The organism is Psychrobacter sp. TB15 (assembly GCF_000511655.1).
GTDB classification, from domain to species: Bacteria; Pseudomonadota; Gammaproteobacteria; order Pseudomonadales; family Moraxellaceae; genus Psychrobacter; species Psychrobacter submarinus.
Map to the genome: position 1 here is coordinate 12,938 of NZ_AYXN01000024.1, position 21,583 is coordinate 34,520.

The window sequence follows — 21,583 nt, forward strand, 5'->3', positions numbered from 1 at the left end:
ATGCGCGAACTTATAGGTAATGATCATCAGCTATGATGTTTTTTGGATTAGTATCACAAGCAAAACCTGAGCCGGACGCTGCTTTAAGTCTTGACTATCGAGAGCAGTCTCGTATTCATGTATTACTGCGCAGGGCGATGAGACGTCTGTGGCAACACCGAAAGCTTGCTTTAATGCTGGCGACTGGTTTGTGCCTGTCTACTTATACTCAAGCAAAAGTGCTCGATCCATTATTGAAGCTTTGGCAGCCTTATCAGACAACATTAGCATCCGTCGCTTCTGAGCCAGTCAGCGATAACGACCGCACTACTGAACGTCCTCAATCTCATGATGAGAGCGATTTTAAGAACACAGACAACATCAATGATGAGCCCAGTCTCTACGCTTTATTAGAGGCTGAATTTGCCGCCGATCGCAGCGATATTGAGCGGGGATTGAGCCTTTATAAGCAGCAAGCCTTTAAAAGAGATGCGACCGCAGTTTTCGAACGTGCCTTGAGTCTGTCATTGGCTTATGAAGCGGTTGATGAATCCTTAGTGTTTGCTAAAAGTTGGCAAGATCAGAACCCAGATCATGTGCCGGCTTGGTTTTATGTGGCGCATTTGGCGCTAAAAGCTCATGATTATGCGCTTGCAAGTGAGACTTTGAACCGTATTCTTCGCTATGACCCTCGTGCTGATTTAAGCGAGATCCTCATCGGTATTTATCCGAGTACCGATGAGGATCGGCGTGAGCTATTAGCCGCCTTGCAGCCTATCGACAGCGCGCAAAACGCTTCAATCTCTGTTCTAAAAGCTGGCCTACTTTATCAATTTGACGAACCCAGAGCCGCGCTTATTCATATCGAGCGCGCGCTGGCCAGCCAGCCTGACTACGTGCCTTATATCACCCTAAAAGCAGATATCTTACGCAAGATTGAACCGGCGCAAACGGTAGTCAATTACGTCAGCCAAGCGCGTTTACGCAATCCTGATAGCAAGAGTCTGTATCTCTATGAGATTCGCTACTTGTTAGACTTAAAACAAAGCGTATCGGCTTGGGAGCTACTGTTAGCGGCGCATGAGCGCTTCACCGAGGACCCTGAGATTACCTTACTGGCCGCGTTGGTCAGCTTAGATATTCAAGAATATTCCAGCGCCGATCAGCTTCTGAACACTTTAGCAAAAAGTCCGACTTATTTGGATCAAGCCTATTATTATTTAGGCATCAGTGCTGAGCGCCAACAGCGTTTTGAGCAAGCAAAAAGCTATCTAAAAAGTGTCATGCAAGAAGACTTAGTGCTGGCCGCACGTAAAAAAGTGGTGGAGCTTGAGCTATTAGCCGATAATAGCGAAGCCGCGATAGCCACCTTACGCAATCTGCGTGAGGATTTTGAGGTCTTCGCGCCTGATACCTTTGTGCTACAAGCAGATATTTTGTGGCAGCAAGGTAAAGCTGACGAAGCACTAGAGCTGTTGAGCCGTGCCAGTCGCAAGCATCCAAATAGCGAGGCGATACTATTTGCGCGGGTACAATTGCTCGATGATCGCAATGACTATGTGGTGAAGCGCACCTTGCTCAATCATTTGCAAAACCTCAATCCGGATAATTTATCGTACCAGCTTAGCTACGCACAGCTGTTATTAGCCAATGATCGCAACTCCACTCAAGGCTTAGAGCTGGCGCAAACGATTATTCAAATTCGCTATGATGATCCGCGTTATGATAATGAGCTGCACTTGCAAGCGCTGAATGTATTGGCTAGTAATGCCTTAGCCAATGATAACTTCACGCAAGTTATCGACTATCTACAAACACCTTATGAGGTACTGCCAACACTACGCTCAGGCGTGCTGTTGCTACGAGCCTATCAGGGGCTTGAGAATAACGAAAAGGTCGCCGAGCTGTTAGCCGATTTGCAACAGCGCTTTGCTTTTGGTCAACAAAACGTCAATGACCGTATTCAACTTTATTAGAGAACTCCATATTTGAGTAACATTCAAAGTTTAGACTGATAGCTCATTATTGTATTTTAAGCGACTCTCTTTGAGTTGCTTTTTTAAGGGAAAATTTATGTCGACATTTTTATCTACAGCGTTATCCATTCATAATAAAAATTCAAAAAAATCAGCCTTATTAGCGACCCTAGTTAGTGGCGCGTTATTGAGCACTGGCTGTCAGTCGATACCTAGCTCACAAGCTGACGCTACTACCACCCCTACCCTGCAAGCGCAGAAGCTTGAGAGTTTCACTATCAATGGTAAAATCGGTGTGACAATACCAACTGGGCCTTCTGCTTCTTCGGCTGATGGCAGCAATGCAAGCAAGCAAGGCGGTAGCGCTTTTTATACTTGGGGACAAGAAGATAATCGCTTCGCTATTGAGCTGATGGGTGCGTTAGGCATTGGCAAAACCAACATCGAATATGACGGCCAAACGGCAACTTTAGTCAGTGAAAAAACCGGCAGCCTGAGCGCCGAGGATCCAGAAGCATTACTGCAAAAAGCCACTGGCTGGCAAGCACCTATCTCGCAAATGCCTTACTGGATATCAGGACGCTCCGCACCCTCGGACACCGCGCCACAAGTTGATAGTCAAAACCGCCTTATAAGCTCAGTCAATGGCAACTGGAGCGCTAAGTTCGCCTATGACGGTAATAACAAGCTACCGAACAAAATTATCGCCACTCAGCCGCAAGGTCAAAAAGTAGTCATGACCATTAACCATCTAAATCAGTAATAAAATAGACGCTCCAATGACCCAGACCGTTACTAACTGCTCGCTAGCTGATAATAATAGCCTTACGCGCTTGTCACCGGCAAAAATTAATCTGTTTTTGCACATCACAGGTAAGCGGGCTGATGGCTATCATAATCTGCAAACTGTTTTTCGCTTGCTCGATTGGGGCGATTATTTGCAGTTTACTTTGACTGACATGATAGATACTCCTAACGCTGCGCAAGTGAATACAAGTATTGATCAGCAAGCGGCGGCGCTTACTCAGCAGTTAATCAGCCTTAAGGGCGCAGCTAGCATTACTGATAATGTAGCAGATAACCTAATCTTTAAAGCGGCAAAAGCGCTACTAGCTTATGTGATTTCGATAGCACAACTGCCTCACTCCTTGCACGCTATCAGCATTACCCTAGATAAGCACCTACCAATGGGCGCAGGATTAGGCGGTGGCTCTTCCAATGCTGCCACCACCCTACTCGCCTTAAACGAGCTTTGGCAACTTAACCTAAATCAAGATGAGCTGATTACAATAGCGACGACTATTGGCGCTGATGTACCGATATTTATCTTTGGGCAAGATGCTATCGCCATGGGCATTGGCGAAGAATTAACCAGCATTGACTTGCCAAATCAGCATTATCTGATTTTGACGCCAAACGCTCATGTCAATACTGCTGAGCTATTCGCTCATCCTAAGCTCAATCGTGATATCGCGCCTTTGTCTACCAAGACTATTACCCATCAAAGTCGTGATTATCTGTCAAACCTAAATTCGCCTTACCAGAATGTCTTTACGCCAGTAGTGATAAGTCTGGCTCCTGCGGTCGAAGAAGCTTTGAGTTATTTACAAGGCTTGGAGGCAGACACATTGGGCACAGCAAGGATGACCGGCTCAGGCAGCGCAGTGTTTTTACCTTTAGATGCAAGTGTGGCGGCTGATAAAGCGCTATTGAATCAATGGATTGCAAATGCGCCTTGTGCAGGTTATGTGGTTGAGAGTCTATAATTAAAAACAGCACAAAAAAATCAAGACATACGTAGGCTGCTGTTTTAACCCTAAAAAGCATTCAAAATCGTACTAGAGTTTTAACTTTTGAGTGAAACTTCTTAAATAGAACTTCGATATTTACTAAATTTGGACCACGATGGCTTGAGTTGCAGCACTATTAGTTGTTCGGAGTCTGTCATTATCTGCTAAGCTTTACTATTATAAATAATCCAAAGAAAAAGGCGAAAAGCCTTGCAAAATTTAAAAATTTACTTATAATAGGTCGCCACAATAGGGGTATAGCCAAGTTGGTAAGGCATCAGGTTTTGATCCTGACATCCGTTGGTTCGAGTCCAGCTACCCCTGCCATTTTTTGTTTGTCTTCATTGTTTATCATACGAGTACAGCATTGATACTCAGTCCTGGTCGCTAATGTGATCTTGATTTTAGTGATAGCAATTGACAACACCTTCGTATTTTCGGTATAGTTCGCAACGAACACCGTAAATCTCGGTCGTCACAAAGAGTGCAAGCTCGTAGCGATGACACGTTAGGTAAGCGTAGCGATAACAGCTACGATACCGAGCATTACAGGGGTATAGCCAAGTTGGTAAGGCATCAGGTTTTGATCCTGACATCCGTTGGTTCGAGTCCAGCTACCCCTGCCATTTTCTGTAATTGCGTTGTTTCATCTTCTGTAAATTTTTGATACCCACTCTTTTCTATATTTGAGCAGTTTGACACTGCTTAGCGGTCACTGCTTGAGTCACTCAATAGGACTTTGTCATGCCTTATTTGGCGATTTTTACGGGTAATGCCCACCCTGAACTTGCGAAAACCGTAGCCGACCATCTCCATATCCCTCTTGGGAAAGCTGACATCACCCGTTTTTCTGATGGCGAAATCGCTGTAGAGGTTAAAGAACACGTACGTGGTAAAGACGTGTTTATCATGCAGCCCACTTGCGCGCCGACCAATGACAATTTGATGGAAATCATGATGATGGCTGATGCACTGCGCCGCTCTAGTGCTGGCCGTATCACTGCTGTCATGCCCTACTTTGGTTATGCCCGTCAAGACCGTCGTCCACGCTCAGCCCGCGTGCCAATCTCAGCCAAAGTCGTCGCCGATATGCTCAACATCGTCAGCATTGATCGTGTCATGACAGTCGATTTGCACTCCGATCAAATTCAGGGTTTCTTTGATATTCCTGTCGATAATATCTACGGTACGCCAGTATTGTTGAACGAGTTACTCAAGCACGATTACGATAATATCATGGTGGTTTCACCCGACGTCGGCGGCGTCGTCCGTGCTCGCGCGATGGCGAAGCAATTAGGCGATGCTGATTTAGCGATTATCGATAAGCGCCGTGCCCGTGCTAACGAATCACAAGTGATGCATATCATCGGTGATGTCCGTGACCGTGACTGCGTCATCGTTGATGATATGGTCGATACCGCAGGTACGTTGTGCAAAGCGGCCGCTGCCCTCAAAGAAAGCGGCGCGCGCCGAGTGCTCGCTTATATCACGCATCCTGTCTTATCCGGTAATGCCTTGAAGAACATCAGCGATTCAGAGCTCGACGAGATCGTCGTGACCGACACTATCCCATTATCAGATGCGGCAAAAGCTTGCACTAAGATTCGTCAAGTCTCTATCGCGCCGATGCTTGCTGAGAGTCTGCGCCGTATCAATAACGAAGAGTCTATCAGCGCCATGTTTGATGCTTAAGACGGCTCGTTAGTTAGACTGGATTACTGATATCAAAGATTAGCGCTAAAGTAACCCTTTAGCGCTTTTTTTTGCTCTAAAATTACTATTCGTGACCTTCTGCCAAGGTTTTGAGATCTCAAGTGGAGCAGATCATCTTCTACTCTTTGCTTATCAATTTTTATAATCTTTTCAACCCTTTATTATTGCAGCAAAAACACGTATAATGCGCGCCTGTGCTGCTCATTGCTTATTATCTATAGTGTTACAGATTTACATGATAGATATAGGCAGTTCACTCAGCACTTTTTAGAGTATCCATTATCCAGTAGTAGACTGGTCGCAAGTTTTGACGCTGGTAGATACTTCACATACACTCTATAGGATTATATCCATGGCTATTGATCATTTTGCAATTAACGCGGTTGACCGCTCTGCTGAACAACAAGGTAAAGGTGCGAGCCGCCGCCTTCGTAAGCAGAACCTAGTACCTGCTATCATTTATGGTGGTAATGAGGAGCCAACGGCTATCTCTATCAAACTAAACGAGATGGTAAAGTCGCTTGAATACGAAGCGTTTTTCTCACAAGTTTTGACTATTACTACCGATAAAGGCGATGAGCACCAAGTCGTTATTAAAGACTTGCAGCGTCATCCTGCTAAAGGCTTTCCAATGCATGCTGACTTCCAGCGCATTGTTAAAGGCCAGAAAATCAACATGAATGTCCCTGTACATTTCTCAGGCCGTGAAGACGCACCTGGTACCAAAGAAGGCGGTATTCTATCAACGCTTGTCTCTGATATCGAAATCGTTGCGCTACCTTCACAGCTTCCTGAATACCTCGAAGTTGATGTATCAGGTATGGAGATCGGCGATCTGTTCCGTCTATCAGATATCGATCTGCCTGAAGGCGTGATCATCTTTGATCTTGATATGGAAGATGCACACGATCGCACTATCGTTAACATGTTGCCACCAACGCTTGAAGAAGTGGACGAAGATGCAGACGAAGTGGATGCTGATGAAGTACCAGCCACTGAGCAAGGCGGCGAAGGCGCTGAAGGCGAAGCGCAAGACGGCGACGATCAAGACGCTGAGTAATTATCCTTTTGTAAACCCCTACTTTGGTGATACGACGAGTAGGGTTGTTGCATAAAAAACAGCAGGCGATTAAGATCTCCTGCTGTTTTTGTGAGTATTATTTGAAAAGCGAGTAGTGCGTTATTCAAATAGTATTTGTTGTTAGGCTCTTTATATCGAGCTTATTTCTCTTTTTTAGGCAGAGTATGTTATGGCGATAAAACTCATCGTTGGTCTTGGCAATCCTGGTGAGCAGTATATGCTCACGCGGCATAATGCTGGGTTCTGGTTTGTGCAGCATATTGCTCATCAGTTCAATATTACTCTGAGTCCGGATAAGAAGTTCCATGGCATCACTGGCCGCGGGCAAGTGCACGGTCATGATGTACGTTTGCTACTGCCCCTCACCTTTATGAATAAATCGGGTCAATCGGTCGTACCGATGGTCAACTACTATAATATTGCCAATGACGAGCTACTTATCGCTCATGACGAGCTCGATATCGATGCCGGTAGCATTAAGCTCAAGACCGCTGGCGGCCATGGTGGACATAATGGCCTGCGTGATATTACCCCGCATATCGGTAACGACTTTCATCGTTTGCGCGTTGGTATTGGTCATCCGGGCCATAAGTCAAAAGTGACAGGGCATGTGCTCTCAAAGCCCGCTGCCAATGAGCAAATCGCTATTGAGAGTGCGTTAACCGCGGCTTTTGAAGCACTACCTTTACTGTTGGATGGCGATATCGAAAAGGCGCGCTCGCAAATCAATAGCTTTAAATTACCAGAATAATACTATAAAATTGCGCCAGCCTTTTATTTTGGCAAAATCATCCCCATTAACCTTTTGATTTCGCTCATTTAATCTGTTTTTAATATTCGTTTCGTTTTTAATATTCGTTTCACTAAGGAAGCACCTTATGCTACTTAATATGCTCAAATGCAAACTGCACCGTGCCCGTGTTACCCATGCCGAGCTACACTATGAAGGCTCATGTGGTATCGATGGCGACTTATTAGATCTTGCAGGCTTGCGCGAGAATGAATCGATTGATATCTATAATGTCACTAACGGTAAGCGCTTTCGCACTTATGCGATTCGCGCGGAAGCAGGCTCTGGTATCATCTCTTTGAATGGGGCCGCAGCGCACATGGCCGACTTAGGCGATATCGTCATCATCTGTGCCTACGCGCATTTTGATGAAGTAGAAGCGTCTACTTATCAGCCCAAGCTTGTGTACTGCAACGAAGATAACACCGTTAAAGACACTGCAAATATCATTCCGGTGCAAGTCGCTTAACGCGTCCGATACTATTAGATATTAGAGTCGATGTTATGGCAACTATCGATAATTTGTTGTTTCGCTTTATTGCTAGCTGACTATAATTAAAAACTGAGTCCCTTGAGGCTTAGTTTTTTTATGCGCTTTTGTTAGGGTAAGACACTGTGCAGCGCTGTTTTTAAGATAAAATACTTACCCTTAAAAGTTGACTCTATTTAAAGGATGACCCTAATGTGGTTGGCAATTGTTGCAGTAATCGTGGGCTTGGCTATTTTGGTTTGGAGCGCGGACGTTTTTATTGATGGCGCGGTGGTATTGGCCAATAAATTAAATGTGCCGAGCTTTTTGATCGGGGTGGTGATATTAGGCTTAGGAACCTCAGCTCCTGAGATGGTGGTCTCAGTATTAGCGGCGCTAGAAGGTAGCCCTGAGCTGGCTTTAGGTAATGCTTATGGCTCTAATATTATTAATATTGCGCTAGTGCTTGGCGCGACAGTACTTATAAGCCCAATCATTATCCGTAGCAGCATCATCAAACGAGATATGCCACTATTATTACTAGTGACAGCAGTGGCCGCGTGGCAGCTCAGTGATGGCGTCTTAGGTCATACCGACGGTCTGGTGCTCATTGTGCTGCTAGTGATGATATTGGCTATTCAGATCGTCTTAAGCCTACGAGAAGGCAATCATGAGCACGAAGACGATCCGACGCTAGAGAGCAGCGAGGAGACTAGCGCTATCCGCGGTATCGGTACGCTATTTTTAGGCCTGCTAGTACTGATATTGAGCTCACGTGCTATTGTGTGGGGCGCGGTAGAGCTGGCGACGTTTTGGGGCCTCAGTGAGCTGATTATTGGTCTGACGATTGTCGCTGTTGGCACATCCCTACCAGAGCTTGTTGCAAGCTTGTCAGCGGCGCGTAAGGGCGAGCACGATATGGCTTTGGGCAATATTATCGGCTCTAATATTTTTAATACCTTAGCCGTCGTCGGACTTGCTGCGCTTATTGCGCCAATCACTCCGAATGCCATTATCTTGTCACGCGATATATTGGCAATGGGACTGCTTACTATCTTGCTATTTGCAATGTGCTTATTTGCTTTTACCACTAAGCGCAATTTTGGCCGCAGCTCTGGCGCGACTTTAGTCTTATTCTTTATCGGCTATACTTTTTGGCTCATACAAACGGTTTCTGTCTAAGCGGTGACTATCAAAGCGGCTAATAAACCACTGCAAAAATGGGCATGAGCCATGAGCATAGTGCTAATTTTTACGATTTCTAATCACCCGCCATAAGCTCTCATTTTCAGTCTTTGGCATCTTTAAGGTGACAGTATTAGAGATCATATCTTGCACAGCCAGACCGCGGCGATTGAACAGACAAAAAGCATAGTTGAACACCAGTCCCAAAAAAGCGCTAGTCAGGATGATAGCGCGTGACCCGCCGATTAAGCTGCCGATAACGCCGAAGACGAGCGGCATTAAACTTGCCGCCATGATCCGCTTAAAAGACTGTCCCCAAGTGAGCAGATGGCCTGAGTCATTGACCGTTTTTAGTCGCCAAGTCTGCATCCCTAAAGTCTGACCACCGCGCCGCCAAAACAAACCATAAAAACCCACTAAGGTTAAGATAAACGATGGCGTCATCACTATATTTTGATACCAAACGGGTAGCGAGCGGGCTTGTGCGGACTCTGTACCCGTCTGCATAGTCAGTAGCGTGCCTATTACCGTCAGTACCGTGCCTACTAAGAAGAGCAAAGCCAGTATAAGCATGCCATCATAAACGATAGCGGCAAGCCTAGTGGTTGGTTTGGCGATAGTAGGCTCTTCCACTGCTGGCATAGCCGTAGTCGCTTGGCGGCGTGGCTTTTTTGTTTTGACAGTGGCTCTTTTTTTACTCTTTGGCATAGCTTAAGCTCATAGCAGACATCAAATGATAGCCTATTGTACCGTAATTAAAGGGTTTATCATAAAACTATGAGAGATATTAAGAACCATAGCGATAGAATCAACAAGCGCAAAAAAACCGCCAAATGTCAGAAGACAGGCGATTGATTTAGGATGTTCTTTATTACTTTTAATACATTGATAATGCAAATGGTGCGCCTGGAGAGATTCGAACTCCCGACCCCTTAGTTCGTAGCCAAGTGCTCTATCCAACTGAGCTACAGGCGCTTATTGCACATCATCTACTACGCAGTATATAACTTTTGTAGCAAATTAGGTTGGTCATTATATAGATAATTTTGACGTTGTCAATAACTTTGCTCATTTAAACAAGATTATTTTCACATTCAATCGATGTTATCTACAACAAACCGAATAAATGGCGGTGAAGGAGGGATTCGAACCCTCGATACGCTTACACGTATGGTTCCTTAGCAGGGAACTGGTTTCAGCCACTCACCCACTTCACCGGACAAGATAAGACTTCTATAAGATAGAATACAGTATCGATACTAACGATACGTCTTATGCTGTGGGCGAGTATTATAACAAAGCCAAAACGAATTGCAAGCCTTGCGGCCGTATTTGCTATAATTTAATTTTTATCTTATGGATTACTACACCAATAACTCTAAGGAAACCTTATGCGTCCAGTCGTCCTTTGTTTTTCAGGTTTAGACCCTTCTGGCGGAGCAGGCTTGCAAGCCGACATCGAAGCCATCGGGCAAGCAGGCGCTCATGCCACTGTCGCTTGCACCGCTATTACCGTCCAAAGCTCGCAGCAAGTCTTAGGCTTTGAGCCTTGTAACTCCGAATTAGTCAGAGATCAAGCGATGGCAGTGCTCAACGATTTGCCAGTTACAGCGATCAAATCCGGCATGCTTGGCACAACGGATAATATAAAAATGCTGACTCGGTTATTCGCTAATAAGGTGGTTAAAAAAAACATCCCCTTCGTGCTTGATCCAGTACTCGTCGCCAATAGTGGTGGCAGCTTAGGTGATGAGGCGACTTTGGTAGCGGCCTTTGAGCAGCTCCTACCCTACGCGACTTTAATTACGCCAAATACTCATGAGCTGCGCGCTTTAAGCGGTGAGCAGGACTTACATACCGGTGCAAAAAAACTCTGTGATAACGGCACGCATGCTGTACTCGTCAAAACCTCACATGACTTCGACAGCGGTGATATTGAACAGTATCTATATATAGCAGGTGAGATGGTACATAAAAGCGTGCTACCGCGCTTAGACGGTGAGTTTCATGGTTCTGGCTGCTCACTTGCCAGCTATATAGCTGGGCGCTTAGCGATGGGCGATGAGATAGTGGAAGCGGTAAAAGCGGCTGATACTTGGATTACTCAGACTTTAAAAGCGGCGGATGACCCTCATCCCGATAATGTGCAAGCGCAGCTGATACCTAATCGCTTTGTGAAAGCTGAAAGTTGACAGGTGCATAAATCTTGACTCTAATGATGACACAGCAAAAAGCCCTACACTCATGACAGATGATGTAGGGCTTTTAATATATTAAGGCATATTAGAAACTTAGCCTAGCATCGGCATCAAGCTCGCTGCGAGGGCTCCGACCATTATCTCCATCAAATAAATAGCAAAAAAAGCAATGATAGGTGATAGGTCAAGCATACCTAAATTCGGTGTAATACGGCGAAATGGTGCTAATATTGGCTCAGCCAAACGCATGATAATACCGATAATCGGATGCGAGGATTGGGTAAAGACTACAATCCAGCTAACCACAATAGAACCGATAATGAGATAACGACTCAATCTTAAAAAGTCTAAAATCAGACTGAGTGTACCCTGAAAAAATAGCGGAATCGGTGCAATCCCTCTTTGCATCAAGGCCGCCTTACCAGAGATGTCAATCAATCGAATCAAAAACATCAACACGATGGCGGCAACACTGATGCGTCCGCCCCCTAAAGTCGGAAAGATACGGCCAAACACATCAACGATATGGGTGGCTCTATAAGCCGGCGCAATCATAGGATCGCGCGCATCCATCCCCGCAAACTGTAGCATAAAGCGGATAAAGATCAGCAGCATCGCAAAGGTGGTGACCAAATCAAAAATCTGTAATAGTACGTTGTTCATTAAAGGCTACTCAAAGTGTCGACATAAAAATACTAGCGCGGTTTTATTTCATCTCTTCGCTAAGCGCTTGACTGCGATCATAACAAGCTTGCATCGCCTCGCCTATCTGACGACCGACCTCATCAGCTTGCATAGACTCAATCGCCGCTTGCGTAGTGCCATTTGGTGAAGTCACTTTGCGACGTAGCTCGGCCGGGGTGTCATCGCTACCCATCGCCATCTTCGCCGCGCCTAGCATCGTTTGCATAGCAAGGCTTGAGGCTTGTTCGTTATCTAGACCTAGCGCCACGCCGCGATCGATCATTGACTCTAGGAAGTAGAACATATAAGCAGGCGCTGAACCCGACACCGCTGTCACCGCATGTAGATGCTCTTCATCTTCCACCCACATAACCAGACCTGAGGCCTCCATAGCCGCTGTGGCCAGCTGCTTTTGCGGCTCACTGATGCTATCAGTTGCATATAGACCGGTTGCGCCCATCTGTATCATCGCCGGCGTATTAGGCATAGCACGGATGATATTTTGGTAGCCGCCAAGCATATTCGCTAAAAGCTCTGTTGATAGACCCGCAGCTACTGACATAACCAATTGCTTATCGAGCACATCAGTGAAGCCGCTAACGACCGCTTTCATCACTTGCGGCTTTACTGCAAGGACGACTAGATCCGCGTCTTTTACTGCAGTGGTAGCATCAGCGGTTGGATCGACTGTTTTAAGACCTTTTGCGCCCAGCTGCTGACGGATATCAGCGCTTGGGTCGGCAACAGTAATCATCTCAGGCTTGACACCGCAGCCAACCAGACCACTGATTAGCGCCTGCGCCATATTACCGCCACCGATAAAGCTTATTTTTTTATTATTGAGAACTGAGTTATTATTTTGTTGTGACATCATAGTCTCCTAATAGCAATTTCTAATATAACTTTGTTAGAAATAGTCAAAAGTATTCAAAGTGATAGCGCTAAAATGGGGTCTAGTTTAGCATACTGCCATTATTGTCGTTTGATAAATTCGCAGGCTTAGGGTTTGCGCACTTTTTGCAAAGCATTAACACAAGCTTCGCTTAACAAAGTTAATGTATCGGCAAGGTTGTTAGAAGATAAATCGCTTTTTAACGTCCAGCTCTGAAACGGTGACAAAAGCAGCAATGGCACCTCTACTTTTGTATCAGCACTATTCTCATTGCTCATATCCGTATCTGTTACAACTGCACTGACCACCACTAAGCTACTGCGCAGCCATACAGGAATGGCCAGCGTTTGATAGAGCTTCTTACCCGCTTGTGCTCGGCCCATTGTCGTGGTTTGTACTTTACGCAGTCGATCTAATGGCGTTATCTTAAGACTGGTTTCATTATCTATAAGCTCTTGGTATAGCTCCCTATCCGCCCTAATATCCGCTTTAGTCAGATCAATTTGTAGCTGCCAAAGATAGCCTGTATCTCTACTTTTACGAATATCAACAGCTAAACTTTTTGACAAATCATAGCGGTGCTCAAGCGTCGCTGATGCCAGCCAATCGACAAAGTCGCGGCTTAAACGATACAGCTGCTGACGAAAGCGATAGATGCGGTAGTGTTGCAAGTGTGCGTGCCAGTCAAGCTCGGTTTGATGATCGTTATCTTGCCGCTGAGTAAGCGCATAGACATCATCGATTAACTGCTTGCTCGGCGGTAGCGGCTCATCTTGCGCTAGCCAATAGTACAGTAGCTGCTTTTGTCTTGGCGTCGATAAGTCATGCAGCTTATCGATAGCTAATACCCGCTGAGCGCTAGCAAACTCAAGCGACTTAATAGCTGTCGTCTGCAGATCTTGCTCAGCTTGCGCCTCTACTATCGCTTGCGCTTCACTAAGCAGTTGCGCGCTACGAGCAACGTTGCCTATGACATTCGCATTATAACTAACAAGTTTGGGCATAATATCACGGCGTAAACCGCTACGCACATTATCACCGCTCGCGTTGGTCGGATCGTCGATATAAGGCAGCTGCAGCTGCTTAGCATAATCGCTAATCGCAGCGCGCGTCACCGTCAGCCAAGGCCGCCATAGTGCATAATGCTGGCCTTGCCGGCTTTGATGTTGATGTAGGTGCTCGCGCCAAGGCTGCATGGCAGCTAGACCTTTAATCCCTGCGCCTTGAATCAGGCGCATCAGTACGGTCTCCGCTTGGTCATCAGCATGATGCGCGAGCATTAACACGTCACCTTGATTGATATACTCTCGCATGACGCGATAGCGAGCTTGCCGCGCGGCTTGTTCATCTTGGCCTTGCACTTGAGCCTTTAAAATAGTACAAGAAAGCTGCTGAGCGGCGGCCCAATCAGCAACATGGCTGGCCCAAATTGAACTATCAACTTGCAAGCCATGATCGACATGTAACAGCTGCGGCAAAAAAGGCAGCCTGTCTTGCTGATAAAGCTGTACACATAGCGCAGCTAGGGCCAAAGAATCGCGGCCACCGCTACACGCGAGCCAAATTCGCCGGCCCAGTAGCTGATGATGATAATCCGCTAGACTCCTTAACACTGCCGCTGCCAACTGCGCATCGATAGCTAAGTCGGCTATAGGTTTGATTGGATAAGGCTTAATAGCGCTATTAGTCATAGTTATTCTTACTATAGTCAATCAATATTAAAAGTGGTACAAGGCAGACGAGTGCAAGTACTACAGTAGTAGGCTAAACGAGTCTAACGCTGTAACACTTTAATAGTGGTTCGACTATATCTATCGTCTGAAACTCGCCCTGACTATAATAATCAGGCAGCAAAAAAAACGCACTAATAATTAGTACGTTTTAGTTTATGGCGTGTTGAACATTCACAAATGCGCACTGCTGATCGCTAAAATAGTTCTAGTCGTCGTTAAAATTGCAGGTAATGCTTATTGCATTGGCTAGATTTTCACAACGACTAGGGCGATTTTAGCATCAGCCTTCACGACAACAACAGGGACAGGACTATTTTTTGCCGCTTTATTGATAAAAATAGACGCTTAGAACGACTAAACTTACCATTTTTATCTGCAAATCGCCTAAAAAATAGTCTCTGTCAGTGCCATGGTCGAATGTTCAACACGCCCTCGCATTAAGTCAGTTTATTAAGCTAAAAGCGCACTGCTCATCAAAGCCTTTTAGAACAAAACTAGCCAGGCAACATCACTTCTGAATCAAATGATTTTAGCTTTTGATAACGCTGCTCACAGCGCTCATCAGCATCCATATCAACTATCTCAGCCAGTTGCTCTTCTAACAACGTCTTTAACGCCTCCATTACCGGCTGCGGCTGCACATGCGCGCCCTCGCCTTCATCGATGACAGCATCAATCAAGCCCATTTGGTAAAGATTAACGGCGTTTAGTTTTAAGGCTTCGCTGGCATCTTGCGCTTTTTCAGCGGTTTTCCAAAGAATAGAAGCACAGCCTTCAGGAGAGATGACTGAATAGATACTGTTTTGTAGCATATTGACTCTATCGCCAACCCCAATCGCTAGTGCCCCGCCTGAACCACCCTCGCCTATAATAGTGACGATGATAGGTGCTTTGAGGCTAGTAAACACAGCGATACTCTCAGCGATCGCTTGCGCTTGGCCGCGCTCCTCAGCGCCGATACCAGGGTACGCGCCTTGGGTATCGACAAAGCTCATAAGCGGAATGTTAAAGCGCTCAGCCATCTTTGCCAACCGAATCATCTTGCGATAACCCTCAGGATTGGCCATACCGAAGTTATGAGCAATGCGCTCGCGGGTACTACGGCCCCGGTGCTGACCGATGACCATCACAGGCTGACCATTAAAACGGGCCAAACCGCCCAAAATCGCTTTGTCATCGGCAAAAGCGCGGTCACCATGCAGCTCATCAAACTCTGTAAATAGCTGATTGACATAGTCCATAAACAGTGGACGTTTTGCGTGTCGTGCCAGCTGTACGCTGTCCCAAACAGTACTCATAGACTTATCCTTATGGGTTTTATAAAAAATATCAGTACAAGTGTAAACTCAATTAAACTATAGTAGCACACCTTGAGCGTTATGGCAGTGTCGATATAGTCGATTCGCTCTAAAAATAGTGTAGCGCTGCTGGGATGCTCTTTTTAAAACATAAGTTGCGCAGCATCGAAGGAACGCAGCACGCAAGTAAAATTTATACCAGTAGCGTCTCTAAATTTATAACACTTTTATTTCGAACTGACTGTATCTTTGCTTTTTAGATAAAATTAGTTTTCGATCACGCTCAGCTCAATACCCCATTTTGCGAACTGCTCGATATCAGCATGAAGATCAGAGTACAAAAAGGCATAATGCTTTTTATCAGTGCTCACAGTGATCTGCCAATGTGTATCATCTAGAATGACCAGCTCCATCAAAGGTAGCTCATACTCGCTGCGGCTATGATGCGCAGAGACAGCAAGCCTCAAGAGCAAACACAAATACAGCAGCTGCTCGCCGCCAAGTTGGCAAGTCTGCTCAAGCATATCACTTTTTAGCTTACGTCTATGACTGAGCACCAGCTGCGCCATCCGTTTTTGATCGACCTGTGAGAAACCCGGAATGTCAGAGTTCCCCAACAGATAGGCACTGTGGCGATGATAGTTGCTATGACTAATCGCCAGTCCTATCTCATGTAAGTAGGCCGCACGTCTTAGCAGATCACCGTCATCATTGCTGAGCTGCAAGTCATCTTGCACTTGCCTGAAGAGATGACGACTGGTTCTGACCACTTGCCGGGCTTGTTTCTTGTCCACTGAATAGCGCTTAATCAAGGCCAGTACGCTACGGTCACGCACATCTTCGCTTGCAAAGCGGCCGAGCATATCGTACATGACGCCCTCACGCAGCGCCCCATCAGAGTATGCCAGAGTCTCTATGCCGAGCACTTTCATTAAGGCTCGCAGTACCGCGACCCCAGCTGGAAACACCGCTTTTCGGTGCTCTTTAACGCCCTCAAGCTCAATATCTTTGACATCGCCAATAGAGATCAGTAGTTTTTCTAATTTTTTGACCCCTTCGTAAGTGATGCACTCTTGCTCATTGGCCCAGCCTTTGGACACTAAGACATTACGCACCGCCTTGATGGTACCACTTGAGCCGATAACGCTCGTCCATCCTGCCTTTTGGTATTGACCGCTGATAGCGAGCACTTCCTTGCGCGCCGCTGCGATAGCAGTCGTAAAAGCTTTATCCGTGATTTGTCCATCAGCGAAGAATTTTTTGGTAAAGGCCACACAGCCCATCTGCAAACTCTCTGTCAATAACGGCTCAAACCCTGTACCGATAATAAATTCAGTCGAGCCGCCGCCAATATCTATCACTAAGCGTTTATCGCTACTAGCATTAGTGTGCGACACGCCTAAATGAATCAGCCGCGCCTCTTCACGTCCGGCGATAATCTCAATGGGATTGGGCAAAATCTCATTGGCGCGAGCAATGAAGTCATCGGCATTTTTGGCTTGGCGCAGAGCGTTGGTCGCGACAATACGCACTCGCTCTGGCGATACCGAGTCTAAGCGCGCGGTAAAACGGCTCAGACAATCAAGTCCTCGGCGCACCGCTTCGGCGCTGAGGATGTTATGCTCATCGAGTCCCGCTGCCAGCTGCACTTTTTCAGACATAGAGACGACTTTACGTACCTCGCCATGATCGAGCCGGCCAATAGCTAAGTGAAAACTATTGGAACCGATATCTATCGCTGCCATAAGCTCGTTTTCGGCAAGGGGCGGGTTTTCAAGGTAATTAGTGGGCATAAAGTGGCGTTACCGTAACTGTGGATGAAATAAAAAGTTTGAGATAAGTGCTAATATTAAGTTAGCATCATAAAGATTAGCAAACGCTAAATAGCGCTATCAGTAAAAGTGCTTATTAAAGCATTTATGCCAAATCCTAGCAAACAACGTGAGCCTTTACCGAAAGGTTGTGTAAAACTGACTTTTAAGTAATCCGTGATGCTAGTATTGCGGAGCACAGCTTGCTACATTAAAACTTAGTAATATTTTTTATAAAACAAGGACTTAAGCACAACTACTCATGTTTATAGGCTATTAAATAAAGCCCAAATCAAGATTGTAGTTCAGATAATTTTAGCAAAGGAAGCTACTATGACTATTCGACATAATACCCAAAACGATACCCAAACTACTACTGCGCAAACTACTCATGATAGTAACGCCGCTCGCACTGATCAGCATCTAGCTAATCAAAATCGTCAAGAAATGACAGAAACTAAGCAAAAGGCGCAACAAAACTTCTATGACTTTTATTTAGAAGAGCATCAAAACATGGCCTGTCGCCGTCTGCACTTTGCAGGTAGTAGTTTTGGTCTATTAGGGCTAGCAAAGTCTATCCAAACCCGCTCGCCCAAACCTTTACTCAAAGGTATTGCTGCAGGCTACGGCTGCGCTTGGGTCGGTCATTTTTTCTTTGAAAAAAACAAACCGGCCTCTTTTAAGTTTCCGCTAAAAAGCTTTGTCAGCGATTTTCGTATGTATACTGACGTCTTGCGCGGCAATCTAAGTTTAAGGGATATTAAGTACGATAAACGCGCAAAGTAGCTACTGCAGTTAGCATCATATATGAGACATAAAAAAAGCCAACACTTTTGACGATGTTGGCTTTTTCTTAGCTTTAAGATATTGCGTTTAGGCCTTTGCTATCTCTGCAAAGATCTCATCGGCCGCCTGTATCGATTTATCCAAATCATCGCTGCTATGCTTAATCGACATAAACCCTGCTTCATACGCAGAAGGCGCTAAGTAGATACCGCGATCGAGCATACCGTGGAAGAAAGTATTGAATTTATCCATATCGCAAGCGGTCACATCATCAAAATTGTGCGGCGTTGGGGTCTGACTGTCTTTAACAAAGAAAATACCGAACATGCCGCCTAGCTTGTTAGTACGCAAGTGTATACCGTGCTTATCAGCTGCCGCTTGAATACCATCGACTAGCTTATCAACTTTAGCCGCGAGCTCATCATAAAATCCAGCAACCGTCAAATCTTCAAACATAGCGATACCCGCGCGCATCGCTAGCGGATTACCTGATAACGTACCCGCTTGATAGACACCGCCCATCGGCGCGATACATTCCATAATCTCACGCTTACCGCCAAAAGCGCCAACAGGCAAGCCTGCACCAATGATTTTACCAAAGCATGTCAAATCAGGCTGAATGTTAAAGTGCCCTTGCGCACCGCCAAGACCAACGCGAAAGCCGGTCATGACTTCATCAAAGATCAGCACCGCGCCATGAGCCGTGCACTCTTGGCGTAGAGTATCGTGGAAGGCTTGCTCAGGGATGACCATATTCATATTGCCTGCGATCGGCTCCACGATAACGCATGCAATAGTGTCGCCCCACTTCTCAAAGCAGGCTTTGATCGCTTGTGGATCATTATAAGGCAAAGTAATCGTGTGCTTAGCAAAGTCAGCAGGTACGCCCTTTGAGGTTGGCTCACCGATATCGAGCATACCAGAGCCGGCCTTGACCAATAAGCTATCAGAGTGGCCGTGATAGCAGCCCTCGAACTTAACGATATTGTCACGGCCCGTATAGCCGCGTGCTAGGCGAATAGCGCTCATCGTCGCCTCAGTACCAGAGCTGGTCATACGTACCATCTCAACACTTGGCACGATCTCGCAGATTTTATCAGCAACCGTCGTCTCAAACGGAGTTGGCGTCCCAAAGCTTAGCCCATCATCGGCGGCTTTTTTGACCGCGTCAATCACTTTAGGATGCGCATGCCCTAAAATCATTGGCCCCCATGAGCCAATATAATCGATATAAGCGTTATCTTCAGTGTCATAAATCTTGCTGCCAGAGGCCTTGTGCATAAACACTGGCGTACCGCCCACCCCAGCAAAAGCGCGAACCGGCGAGTTGACGCCGCCTGGAATGTGCTTGCGGGCTTGGGCAAAGAGTTGTTCGTTTTTAGTACTCATAATTTTAGTACTCATAATTAGTCTCTATTATTGTATTGAAGTTTATTTTTAGTCTTGCTTGGTTTTGGCTTACTTAAAACAGTCGAACGAAAAGATTTTAGATAAAAGGTTTTAGATAATTTATTTCCTATCAGACTCGCTAACAGGAAGTATAAATAAATGTAAACATAAATCGATAATGGGTTGGGCGCTATGTCTGCCAATGCCGGAACGCCTTGGAGCGATGATGAGGATCAGCAGTTAGCCAAATCTTTCGATAACGGCAGCTCTATCAGCGTACTAATGACAGAGCATGGGCGCACTAGAGACTCAATTAACTCGCGACTAGTGAGCTTGGGAAAGTAACCGGCTAGCTGACTTTATATTCGCCTTAAGCTTTTTTCACCACTGACGATTTGAGCTTCATTTGCCCAAAGCCATCCACTTTACAGTCAATATCGTGACCATCTACCGGATCATCAAGCAAGCGAATACTTTTGACTTTTGTGCCGACTTTAATGGAGGTTGACGCGCCTTTGACTTTTAAATCACGAATGACCGTTACCGCATCACCATCTTGCAGCTCATTACCGACAGCGTCACGTACGATGCTGTCTTCCTCAGCTTGATTCTGAGCCGCATCCGCTTCGGCGGCTGTCCACTCATGAGCGCACATCGGGCACACCAGTAGCGCGCCATCTTCGTAGGTATAATCTGCATCACATTTGGGGCAATTGGGTAAGCTCATAGTTGTCTCATTAGTCATTATTATTGGCGATATGACCGCCACTATACTGGGCGTATTATCAATAAAGTATAAAACCATCTCTGTATTGCTCATTGTAGCGTAAGTCGCTATCTTTGACCAATGAGCGCCTGTATTGCTTTGGCTTGAAAATCACTAATAACACCCAATGTAAAAGATAATCATGATGTTTTTTGCGCTCAGTTTTATGCTACTCTGCTGAGACCTTTTAGCTGTTCATTAGAATAATTCAAACCTCATCAATCAAAAACTATAATAGGAATACCAATGAGTGACGCAACGTCCATATCTGATCAAAATCAGCTGCCCGCCTTTGTCCAACTGACCCTGCAAGGTGAAGATGCAGAAAAGTTTTTGCAAGGCCAGATTACCTCTGATGTGACTAAGCTTGGGCTAAGCTTCCAGCCGACCGCACTGAGTAATTTAAAAGGACGTATAGAGTTCGGGCTTTGGATAAAAAAACAGGACGAAAATCAGTTTGATGTCGTTCTAAGTAGCGACTGCGCTGAAGCCTTGCAAACTCATCTCAATAAGTTTGGTGCTTTTTCTAAATTTGAGACCAGTGCACCAACGCCGATTTATCCTTGCATAGTGGCGGATGAGCCTACCTTTAGTCATAAAGACGAGCATAATACTGCCGAGGAGACGCAAGCTTGGATGCAGACCAGCATCGCTACAGGTAACTACTGGATAGTAGCGGCGACGCAAGGTCAATTCCAACCCCAAGAGCTGCGCCTACATCAGCGCGGCGGTATGGACTATGATAAAGGCTGCTATTTGGGTCAAGAAGTTATCGCGCGTATTTACTTTAAAGCAGCGCCAAAAGCTTTTCTGCATTATGTAAAAGGTACAGGCGATACGCCAGCAGCAGGTGAAAAGCTGGGTAAGATACAAGTCGTTAATGCGATAGCGGCAGGCGATAATGGTTTTGAAGCTTTGGTCGTTGCGCGTCCAGAGCAGTTAGCAGATAGTGAGATGACTATTTTGGATCTGCCAGCTGCCTTGCAGGCTGATGTGGCGCGTCCGCAGTAGCTGACTTTGTAGCCGGCTTTCAATAGACCCGA

Annotated in this window: 20 protein-coding genes and 4 tRNA genes; 14 read left to right on the plus strand and 10 right to left on the minus strand. The window is 45.8% G+C overall.

Features of this window, described 5'->3' with window-relative positions:
* The first annotated feature begins 32 nt into the window (after nucleotides 1–32).
* The 10 genes from W234_RS0105410 to W234_RS0105455 all read left to right on the plus strand — a co-directional run bounded on the left by W234_RS0105410 (nucleotide 33) and on the right by W234_RS0105455 (nucleotide 8,980).
* Entirely contained in the window at nucleotides 33–1,955 is a 1,923-nt protein-coding gene (locus W234_RS0105410; RefSeq protein WP_025645485.1) for a tetratricopeptide repeat protein, read from the plus strand.
* 97 nt (nucleotides 1,956–2,052) lie between these two features.
* The gene (gene lolB / locus W234_RS0105415; RefSeq protein WP_025645487.1) at nucleotides 2,053–2,718 is read left to right on the plus strand and encodes a lipoprotein insertase outer membrane protein LolB; all 666 of its coding nucleotides are present in this window, start codon (nucleotides 2,053–2,055) and stop codon (nucleotides 2,716–2,718) included.
* 16 nt (nucleotides 2,719–2,734) lie between these two features.
* Nucleotides 2,735–3,721, plus strand: a complete 987-nt coding sequence (gene ispE / locus W234_RS0105420; protein WP_025645489.1) for a 4-(cytidine 5'-diphospho)-2-C-methyl-D-erythritol kinase — start codon at nucleotides 2,735–2,737, stop codon at nucleotides 3,719–3,721.
* Nucleotides 3,722–3,996: 275 nt separating this feature from the next.
* Nucleotides 3,997–4,072: transfer RNA gene (locus tag W234_RS0105425), tRNA-Gln, on the plus strand.
* Between the two features lie 223 nt (nucleotides 4,073–4,295).
* Nucleotides 4,296–4,371 (plus strand) — tRNA-Gln (locus W234_RS0105430).
* A 118-nt stretch (nucleotides 4,372–4,489) separates the two neighbouring features.
* Nucleotides 4,490–5,437 carry a ribose-phosphate pyrophosphokinase gene (locus W234_RS0105435; RefSeq protein ID WP_025645491.1) on the plus strand — a complete coding sequence of 316 codons (948 nt, stop codon included), beginning with the start codon at nucleotides 4,490–4,492 and terminating at the stop codon, nucleotides 5,435–5,437.
* A gap of 373 nt (nucleotides 5,438–5,810) precedes the next feature.
* Nucleotides 5,811–6,518, plus strand: coding sequence for a 50S ribosomal protein L25/general stress protein Ctc (locus W234_RS0105440; RefSeq protein WP_025645492.1), 708 nt, complete (start codon nucleotides 5,811–5,813; stop codon nucleotides 6,516–6,518).
* 190 nt (nucleotides 6,519–6,708) lie between these two features.
* Complete coding sequence (pth, locus tag W234_RS0105445) at nucleotides 6,709–7,290, plus strand: aminoacyl-tRNA hydrolase (protein ID WP_025645494.1); 582 nt, start codon at nucleotides 6,709–6,711, stop codon at nucleotides 7,288–7,290.
* Between the two features lie 127 nt (nucleotides 7,291–7,417).
* On the plus strand, nucleotides 7,418–7,798 hold the full coding sequence (gene panD, locus W234_RS0105450; protein ID WP_010196068.1) for an aspartate 1-decarboxylase: 381 nt from the start codon (nucleotides 7,418–7,420) through the stop codon (nucleotides 7,796–7,798).
* Between the two features lie 213 nt (nucleotides 7,799–8,011).
* The gene (locus W234_RS0105455) at nucleotides 8,012–8,980 is read left to right on the plus strand and encodes a calcium/sodium antiporter (protein ID WP_025645500.1); all 969 of its coding nucleotides are present in this window, start codon (nucleotides 8,012–8,014) and stop codon (nucleotides 8,978–8,980) included.
* A gap of 63 nt (nucleotides 8,981–9,043) precedes the next feature.
* Here the strand turns inward: W234_RS0105455 and W234_RS0105460 are convergent, their stop codons facing one another.
* The 3 genes from W234_RS0105460 to W234_RS0105470 form a co-directional block, all read right to left on the minus strand.
* Nucleotides 9,044–9,625, minus strand: a complete 582-nt coding sequence (locus tag W234_RS0105460; RefSeq protein WP_227501935.1) for an RDD family protein — start codon at nucleotides 9,623–9,625, stop codon at nucleotides 9,044–9,046.
* A 256-nt stretch (nucleotides 9,626–9,881) separates the two neighbouring features.
* Nucleotides 9,882–9,958 (minus strand) — tRNA-Arg (locus tag W234_RS0105465).
* Nucleotides 9,959–10,110: 152 nt separating this feature from the next.
* Nucleotides 10,111–10,200 (minus strand) — tRNA-Ser (locus tag W234_RS0105470).
* Nucleotides 10,201–10,374: 174 nt separating this feature from the next.
* On the opposite strand from W234_RS0105470, the gene W234_RS0105475 reads away from it, so the two are divergent.
* Nucleotides 10,375–11,175, plus strand: a complete 801-nt coding sequence (locus W234_RS0105475; RefSeq protein ID WP_025645504.1) for a hydroxymethylpyrimidine/phosphomethylpyrimidine kinase — start codon at nucleotides 10,375–10,377, stop codon at nucleotides 11,173–11,175.
* Between the two features lie 99 nt (nucleotides 11,176–11,274).
* On the opposite strand, the gene W234_RS0105480 is transcribed toward W234_RS0105475, so the two are convergent.
* The 5 genes from W234_RS0105480 to ppx all read right to left on the minus strand — a co-directional run bounded on the left by W234_RS0105480 (nucleotide 11,275) and on the right by ppx (nucleotide 17,581).
* Nucleotides 11,275–11,844 (minus strand): YggT family protein, encoded by a 570-nt coding sequence (locus W234_RS0105480; protein ID WP_025645506.1) that lies wholly within the window; start codon nucleotides 11,842–11,844, stop codon nucleotides 11,275–11,277.
* Nucleotides 11,845–11,887: 43 nt separating this feature from the next.
* Complete coding sequence (gene proC / locus W234_RS0105485) at nucleotides 11,888–12,736, minus strand: pyrroline-5-carboxylate reductase (RefSeq protein ID WP_025645508.1); 849 nt, start codon at nucleotides 12,734–12,736, stop codon at nucleotides 11,888–11,890.
* A 128-nt stretch (nucleotides 12,737–12,864) separates the two neighbouring features.
* The gene (gene tilS, locus W234_RS0105490; RefSeq protein ID WP_025645511.1) at nucleotides 12,865–14,448 is read right to left on the minus strand and encodes a tRNA lysidine(34) synthetase TilS; all 1,584 of its coding nucleotides are present in this window, start codon (nucleotides 14,446–14,448) and stop codon (nucleotides 12,865–12,867) included.
* 536 nt (nucleotides 14,449–14,984) lie between these two features.
* Entirely contained in the window at nucleotides 14,985–15,788 is an 804-nt protein-coding gene (locus W234_RS0105495; protein WP_025645513.1) for an acetyl-CoA carboxylase carboxyltransferase subunit alpha, read from the minus strand.
* 266 nt (nucleotides 15,789–16,054) lie between these two features.
* Complete coding sequence (ppx, locus tag W234_RS0105500) at nucleotides 16,055–17,581, minus strand: exopolyphosphatase (protein ID WP_025645515.1); 1,527 nt, start codon at nucleotides 17,579–17,581, stop codon at nucleotides 16,055–16,057.
* A 465-nt stretch (nucleotides 17,582–18,046) separates the two neighbouring features.
* Between ppx and W234_RS13705 the strand changes: the two genes are divergently transcribed.
* Nucleotides 18,047–18,385 carry an Mpo1-like protein gene (locus W234_RS13705; RefSeq protein ID WP_051397448.1) on the plus strand — a complete coding sequence of 113 codons (339 nt, stop codon included), beginning with the start codon at nucleotides 18,047–18,049 and terminating at the stop codon, nucleotides 18,383–18,385.
* A gap of 87 nt (nucleotides 18,386–18,472) precedes the next feature.
* Here the strand turns inward: W234_RS13705 and hemL are convergent, their stop codons facing one another.
* Nucleotides 18,473–19,774 carry a glutamate-1-semialdehyde 2,1-aminomutase gene (hemL, locus tag W234_RS0105510; RefSeq protein WP_025645520.1) on the minus strand — a complete coding sequence of 434 codons (1,302 nt, stop codon included), beginning with the start codon at nucleotides 19,772–19,774 and terminating at the stop codon, nucleotides 18,473–18,475.
* A gap of 192 nt (nucleotides 19,775–19,966) precedes the next feature.
* On the opposite strand from hemL, the gene W234_RS14500 reads away from it, so the two are divergent.
* On the plus strand, nucleotides 19,967–20,119 hold the full coding sequence (locus tag W234_RS14500) for a hypothetical protein (RefSeq protein WP_156923956.1): 153 nt from the start codon (nucleotides 19,967–19,969) through the stop codon (nucleotides 20,117–20,119).
* A gap of 25 nt (nucleotides 20,120–20,144) precedes the next feature.
* Here W234_RS14500 and W234_RS0105520 read toward each other — a convergent pair whose 3' ends face one another.
* Complete coding sequence (locus tag W234_RS0105520) at nucleotides 20,145–20,501, minus strand: zinc ribbon domain-containing protein YjdM (protein ID WP_025645522.1); 357 nt, start codon at nucleotides 20,499–20,501, stop codon at nucleotides 20,145–20,147.
* Nucleotides 20,502–20,786: 285 nt separating this feature from the next.
* Between W234_RS0105520 and W234_RS0105525 the strand changes: the two genes are divergently transcribed.
* A complete protein-coding gene (locus W234_RS0105525) occupies nucleotides 20,787–21,551 on the plus strand; it encodes a YgfZ/GcvT domain-containing protein (protein ID WP_051397447.1) in 765 nt (254 codons plus the stop codon).
* Nucleotides 21,552–21,583: the final 32 nt, after the last annotated feature.